The organism is bacterium (assembly GCA_024226335.1).
Lineage (GTDB): Bacteria > Myxococcota_A > UBA9160 > SZUA-336 > SZUA-336 > JAAELY01.
Genome location: JAAELY010000376.1, coordinates 1 through 1,982 on the forward strand (window position 1 = coordinate 1; position 1,982 = coordinate 1,982).

The 1,982-nt window shown below is 60.6% G+C and carries 2 protein-coding genes; both read left to right on the forward strand.

Annotation, left to right across the window (positions count from 1 at the left end; genetic code table 11):
• The coding region (locus GY725_19360; GenBank protein ID MCP4006343.1) for a sulfatase-like hydrolase/transferase at positions 1-1,161 on the forward strand (1,161 nt) is incomplete at its 5' end.
• 23 nt (positions 1,162-1,184) lie between these two features.
• A partial coding sequence (locus GY725_19365; GenBank protein MCP4006344.1) for an NAD(P)/FAD-dependent oxidoreductase occupies positions 1,185-1,982 on the forward strand: 798 nt, incomplete at its 3' end.

Consider the following 1,982-nt stretch of genomic DNA (forward strand, 5'->3'; position numbering starts at 1 on the left):
GCCCTGATGACCGGTCGTTACGGCATTCGTACCCGGCTGCAACAAGACGGGCCTCCCCGAGACATCTGGTACGGCATCACCAAGTACGAGACCACGCTGGCGGAGATGCTGTCCGATTCCGGCTACGCGACGGGAATGTTCGGGAAATGGCACCTGGGAGATACCGAGGGTCGTTATCCCACGGACCAGGGATTCGATGAGTGGTATGGGATTCCCAGGTCATCGGACCGGGCCTTTTGGCCGGATAGCAGTATCTTCGTAGAAGGCTCCCACCCCAGTGCGGTGTTTACCCGCGTCATGTCGGGGAAGCGAGGCCAAAAGCCTGAAGAGCTGGAAGTGTACGACCGCGCGAAGCGCAGGACGATCGATCGCGAGATCACCGACCACGCGATCGATTTCATCAAGCGCAAAGCCGGTGCCAAGCAGCCGTTTTTCGCTTTCCTCCCCTATACGCAGACCCACGAACCGGTCGACCCTCATCCTGACTACAAGGGCAAGACTGGGAATGGAAACTTTGCCGACGTTCTGGCGCAGACGGATGCCTATGTCGGCGACCTCCTGGATACCATCGACGAGCTGGGACTCAAAGAAGACACCATATTCATCTTCACATCGGACAATGGACGCGAAGGCGTGCCGGGGTCGTTCGGGTTCACCGGCCCCTGGCGAGGCAGCATGTTTTCTCCCTGGGAAGGCTCCCTACGCGTGCCTTTCTTGATCCGCTGGCCCGGAAGAATCCCTCCGAAGAGGGCTTCGAACGACATTGTCCACGCGGTCGACGTGTTCGCCACCCTGGCGAGCTGGGTAGGTGGCAAGGTCCCGAAGGACCGAAACATGGACGGCGTAGACCAGTCTGATTTCCTGATGGGGAAGTCGGAGAGCTCCGCTCGGGAATCCGTCATGATTTACATCGGCAACGAGCTCTTCGGTGTGAAGTGGCGGAACTGGAAGATGCTGCTCAAGGAGATCGACGAGGACAGCTATGCGATCAAGACCTTGGCCTATCCGACTTTCTACAATCTGATAGTCGACCCCAAAGAAGAAGTTCCTGAGTTCAACTATCTCGCGGACACCTGGGTCGACTATCCCCTGTATCAGGTCCTGGAAGACTTCCAGGCATCGCTCGAAGAAGATCCCGGCACTCCGGGTCCCGACTACTGATCATCACTCGCGAGGATCAGAGGGTGAAATCGAGAGACCGTGAGCTCGGGATGGATCGCTCCATTACGCGCCGAGATCTCCTCCACGGGATGGGCGCACTGGCTGCCGGTGCGCTGGGTACGCAATGCAGCCGGATGTCCGCTCCGGAGCACTCTGCAGCGGATTGTCCAGCGGCACTCACCGGGTTGCGGGGAAGCCACGTCGGTTCCTTCGAGGTCGCCCACGAGCTCGCGCTCGCGGGCCGGCGCGATTGGGGAACCGTCCACAGACCCGACTCCCACGTCTACGACCTCGTCGTCGTCGGGGGAGGCTTCAGCGGCCTGGCGGCCGCGTACTTCTTTTTGCAGCAGAAGCCGAAGGCGAGGATCCTGATCCTCGACAACCACGACGACTTCGGGGGCCACGCCAGACGCAACGAATTCCAGGTCGGCGGTCGAACGCTCATCGGCTACGGGGGCAATCAAACCCTCGAAGAGCCATCGGGATACTCCGACGTGGTGAAGGGCCTCCTGCGAGATCTCGGTGTCGATACCGAGCGTTTCGAAACCGCCTACGACCGCGAGTTCTTCAAGCGTCACGCACTCACAGCCGGCATCTATTTCAATCGCAGAGACTGGGGGAGCGATCGGATCGTTCCCTTCGACCTGGGATCCTTCGAGTTCGTCCTGCCCCTGGCGCCGTCGCCACTCTCACCCGGGGAAGCGGTGACACAGATGCCGATCTCACAGCCGGCGAGGCGTGAATTCCTACGGCTGCTGCGCACCCGCCAGGATCAGATCCCCGACGTCCCGCCCGATGCCAAGGAGGAGTATCTCTACACC